The sequence below is a fragment of the Sphingomonas sp. ID1715 genome (assembly GCF_013044515.1).
Taxonomy (GTDB): domain Bacteria; phylum Pseudomonadota; class Alphaproteobacteria; order Sphingomonadales; family Sphingomonadaceae; genus Sphingomonas_B.
The window spans coordinates 1-1,352 of sequence record NZ_JABEPR010000028.1; the positions used below are offsets into that span (position 1 = coordinate 1).

1 protein-coding gene is annotated in these 1,352 nt (G+C 64.9%); it reads left to right on the forward strand.

Annotated elements, in window-relative coordinates; translation table 11 throughout:
• Positions 1-112: 112 nt before the first annotated feature.
• Positions 113-1,352: IS21 family transposase (gene istA / locus HJG53_RS18205; RefSeq protein ID WP_171132747.1), on the forward strand; the 1,240-nt coding region annotated here is incomplete at its 3' end.

Consider the following 1,352-nt stretch of genomic DNA (forward strand, 5'->3'; position numbering starts at 1 on the left):
TGTGGATCGGCGTGCAAAAAGGACCCCGTTAGCGGGGTGATCGGCGTCTAAAAGGGACCCCTCATTTCGATGGTTTAAGCAGCCGGCTGGATTTTCAGGCGGCGAGATCGGGATGTTGATTTTGGAGACAGTGGTTCGGATTCGGCGCGAGTATGCCGGCGGCAAGGCGATCAAGGCGATCGCGCGGGATTTGCATGTGTCGCGGAAGGTGATCCGCAAGGCGATCCGGGCGCCGGAAGGCGCATTCGACTATCAGCGCAAGGTTCAGCCACTGCCTAGGATCGGGCCGTTTCAGGATCGCCTGAACACACTGCTGGAAGAGAACGAGGTGCGCGGCAGGCGCGAGCGACTGCGGATGACGCGGATACATGATCTGCTGGAGCGCGAAGGTTTTGAGGGTTCCTACGATGCCGTTCGGCGCTACGCGGCGCGCTGGAAGGCCGACCGGCGCAAGGATGCCGGCGATGGTGTCACCGCCTTCATCCCGCTGATGTTCAAGCCGGGCGAGGCCTACCAGTTCGACTGGAGCCATGAGGATGTGGAGATCGCCGGCAAGCCGATGCGCGTGAAGGTTGCGCATATGCGGCTGTGTGCATCGCGGGCGGTCTATGTCCGGGCCTATCCGCGCGAGAGTCAGGAGATGCTGTTCGACGCGCATGCGCGCGGCTTTGCTTTCTTCGGCGGCGTGCCGGGCCGCGGCATCTACGATAATATGAAGACGGCGGTGACGAGCGTGTTCACGGGGAAGGAGCGGGTCTTCAACCGGCGGTTCCTGATCATGACCGACCATTATATGGTCGAGCCCACCGCCTGCTCGCCGGCGGCGGGATGGGAGAAGGGCCAGGTCGAGAACCAGGTGCAGACGATCCGGGGCCGCTTCTTCCAACCCCGGTTGCGGTTCGCCAGCCTCGACGAGCTCAATGGCTGGCTGGAGGCCGAGTGCCAGCGCTGGGCGGAACGACAGGCACACCCGGAACAGGGCGAGCTGACCGTGGCGCAGGCGCTGGAGATCGAGCGATCGGCACTGCAGCCGATGCTGGGACCGTTCGACGGCTTTAACGAGAGCGAGCATGCGGTGACGGGCACCTGCCTGATCAGCTTCGATCGCAACCGCTACTCGGTTCTCTCGACGGTGGCGCGGCGGACGGTGCAGGTCCGGGCCTATGCCGACCGCATTGTCGTGCGCTGCGGCGAGGAGGTTGTCGCCGAGCATCCCCGCTACTTCGGGCGCAACCGCACGATCTATGACCCCTGGCATTATCTGCCGGTACTGGCCCGCAAGCCCGGAGCGCTGCGGAACGGCGCGCCCTTCCAGGACTGGGATCTGCCGCCGGCGCTGGCGCGCCTGCGCC